Genomic DNA, 3,114 nt, shown 5'->3' on the forward strand with positions numbered 1-3,114 from the left:
GAGACATCTTTTAAGGGTCGTTGGAGATGACGACGTTGATAGGCTACAGGTGTAAAGCTGGTAACAGCATAGCCGAGTAGTACTAATTACCCGTAGATTTATAGCCTATTGGTTGCTATATAATTAATTTAAATTATTTAATCATTGAATGATTTAATAATAATAACAAGCCTTTTATGCGCAGTCAAGGTTTTGTCTTTGTGAAAGTTTTTATCGAATTAAAACTTGTAAAATGTAGGCTGTACAAAGTATAATGTAAAATACATTGTACAAGATACACCCGACATTCTACAATATATACCTTCTTTAGGGTGGTTTTAGCGGTGGGGCTCACCTGTTCCCATTCCGAACACAGAAGTTAAGCCCACCAGCGCCGATGGTACTGCGAAAGCGGGAGAGTAGGCCGCCGCCAGTTTTTATTAAAAAGTCTCATACAGTTTTGTATGAGACTTTTTTGTTATATACCTATACCAGATATCCAAACCATACCAATATAAATGATCAATGATAAGTTATGAATCACCAATTATCAAGCATAATAGATCAGTAATTAGTAATTGGTAATGAGTAATGCGGGGGCAGAACCTTGTAACTGCTGCTGCTATCCAGCATCACAGATCACTTATCAATCATCATTGATCACTTATCTTTAAATTTGCCATAAGCCATAAGCCATAAGCCATAAGCCATAAGCCATAAGCCATAAGCCATAAGCCATAAGCTGATAAGCTCCGTAGGAGCACCCTGTTAATAGATATTGATATTATGTTTTGGATTTATCAGCCCTGTAAGGGCGGCCTGTTGCTATATTGATTATTCATATCTAATTAATCAGAATAAAGAATACAAAAATCCTGTACAATACGTACAGGATTTTTTTTGTTTTAAACTTTTAGAAACATTTAATTGATAGCCAATATATTCAATAGGAGCGGGCTTTAGCCCGCTTACAACAGAATCATAATAGAAAAGGCTTCAGCCAAAACCTAGATTCCAGGATTTTTAACAACATTTTTCCATATCTGTAAAATAAAAATCTACTCAATCTGCTTGATCAGCGAGAGGTATTAAAACATAAGGCTCGGTGCTATCCGTGGGATCTGTGGGAAATTCATTCTTCCACTTAGTAACGTTATTCTACCATAAGTTGATTATTAATAGAAATTAGTTCACTTATTCTATTAATTGATCACCTTCCAAATATTCAGAAAGATGGAACTTCTACCTTCATATTTCCTTGCTAAAGTTTACGTCTTTGTTTATCTTAACTTCTCATCCTGGAAATATTCTTTGTCTGCCTTTGTGGTTATACTATCCATCAATAAATATCCAGTGGCAATTCCTAAAGATGATTTTGCTTGTTTTCCTTATTCACCAGGAGCGGGCTTTAGCCCGCTTAGAACAGAATCAGAACAGGAGGCTTTAGCCAAAAACCTAGACTACATATTTTTCCCATATCATTTTCAAGCCATCATAAAAAGAATTTGCTCAATCCGCCAGATCAGCGAGAGGTATTAAAACATAAAGCTCGGTGTATTCTAAGACATATGCTATCTGCGGGATCCGTGGGAAATTCATTCTTCCACTTAGTAACGATGCTTCATCATAAGTTGATTATTAATAGAAATTAGTTCACTTATTCTATTAATTGATCAGCTTCCCAATATTCAGAAAGATGGAACTTCTACCTTCGTATTTCCTTGCTAAAGTTTACGCCTTTGTTTACCTTAACTTCCATTCTGGAAATATTCTTTGTCTGCCTTTGCGGTTATATTAGCCATCAATAATATCCAGTGGCAATTCCTAAAGATGATTTTGACTGTTTTCCTTATTCATTAGCAGCGGGCTTTAGCCCGCTTACAACAGAATCAGAATAGGAAAGGCTTCAGCCAAAACCTAGACTCCAATATTTTTTCTATAACATTTTCAAGCCATCATAAAAAGAATTTGCTCAATCCTCCAGATCAGCGAGAGGTATTAAAACATAAAGTTCGGTGCTATCTGCGGGATCTGTGGGAAAATCATTCTTCCACTCTAGTAACGCTATTTTACCATAAGTTGATTATTAATAAAAATAAGTCCACCTATTCTATTAATTGATCAGCTTCCAAATATTCAGAAAGATGGAATTTCTATCTTTGTATTTTCTTGCTAAAGTTTACGTCTTTGTTTATCTTAACTTCCCATTCTGGAAATATTCTTTGTCTGCCTTTGCGGTTATACTATCTATCAATAAATATCCAGTGACAATCCCTAAAATTGATTTTGCTTGTTTTCTTATTCACCAGGAGCGGGCTTCAGCCCGCTTACAACAGAATCAGAATAGAAAGGCTTTAGCCAAACTTAGATTCCCATATTTTCCTCAGATTATCCCAACTTTGAAGCCTTTTTTCCTGGCTTTATTCCAAATCTAAAGCATATTCTTGAGTATTTTAAGGATCCTTTCCATTATCAATATTTACAATCAGTCATTGTGGATAAGTCCGGTTTTCTATTAACGTATTCAAAAATAGTATCTTACGGAGCTACTTATCCCCAATGCGTCTTGTATGTAAATTTTATGTTAAATAAGTTTGTTTTGCGTTTGAATAAGTTGTTATCTTTGCCCCACTGAAAAACGAAAGATATTCGGTAGCGCAGAAGAGCTTTTAGGTAAGCATAATTATTTAGGATTAACTTTAAGATAGAGGGAAAAAGCTTTTAAAATTTTTAGAAATAAAAGTTGTGAGAGTTAAAAAAGTTTGTATCTTTGCAGTCCGGTTAAACGGGGAGCAGAAGTTAATAAAGATAAAGGTTTTGAAAGGATTTAGGGTTAGTTAAAAAACTTTAAATTTTCCTGTAAAACATTTTGTCATTAAAAAATAAATACTTACTTTTGCAACCGCAAATAAGGAACGAAACGACAGAAAAGATTCCTTATATATTGCGGAAAGAAAAAAGATCATTGACATACAATATAACAACCAAGTAAGAAAAAAACTAAAGCGTAAAACACTTTGAGCGGGTCAGGAAAAACATACAATGGAGAGTTTGATCCTGGCTCAGGATGAACGCTAGCGGGAGGCCTAACACATGCAAGCCGAGCGGTAGGTTTCCTTCGGGAGACTGAGAGCG

Annotated in this window: 1 protein-coding gene and 3 rRNA genes; all 4 read left to right on the forward strand. The window is 35.1% G+C overall.

Annotation, left to right across the window (positions count from 1 at the left end; genetic code table 11):
• A 23S ribosomal RNA gene (locus JET18_RS21825) occupies positions 1-107 on the forward strand; the annotation flags it as partial.
• 200 nt (positions 108-307) lie between these two features.
• Positions 308-415, forward strand: a 5S ribosomal RNA gene (rrf, locus tag JET18_RS21830).
• A gap of 797 nt (positions 416-1,212) precedes the next feature.
• A complete protein-coding gene (locus tag JET18_RS21835; protein WP_202094734.1) occupies positions 1,213-1,518 on the forward strand; it encodes a hypothetical protein in 306 nt (101 codons plus the stop codon).
• Between the two features lie 1,500 nt (positions 1,519-3,018).
• Positions 3,019-3,114 (forward strand): 16S ribosomal RNA (locus JET18_RS21840); the annotation flags it as partial.

Origin of the sequence: Chryseobacterium endalhagicum (assembly GCF_016745235.1) — a bacterium.
Classification (GTDB): domain Bacteria; phylum Bacteroidota; class Bacteroidia; order Flavobacteriales; family Weeksellaceae; genus Chryseobacterium; species Chryseobacterium endalhagicum.